Annotated in this window: 1 pseudogene; it reads left to right on the forward strand. The window is 31.8% G+C overall.

What is annotated here, in order from left to right:
- A pseudogene (locus SB822_RS60585) lies at positions 1-239 on the forward strand (hypothetical protein); the annotation flags it as partial.

The following is a 239-nucleotide window of genomic DNA, read 5'->3' on the forward strand; positions in this document are numbered from 1 at the left end:
GTTTTACTGATGAATATATAGTTAACGGTTATGGAAGTTATAATGACGACATTCTGAAAACTATTAAAGAATCGTTAATCAAAGATGGTGTTCCACTTGATGCTACGTATACGGGTAAAGCATTTTGGGGAATGAAAAAGTATATTGAAAGTAATCAAATTAAAGATAAAAGAATCTTATTTATACACACGGGTGGAACACCACTTTTTTTTGATGAGTTGGGGGAACTAAACAATGAC

It is taken from the genome of Paraburkholderia sp. SIMBA_054 (assembly GCF_046534875.1).
Taxonomy (GTDB): Bacteria; Pseudomonadota; Gammaproteobacteria; order Burkholderiales; family Burkholderiaceae; genus Paraburkholderia; species Paraburkholderia hospita.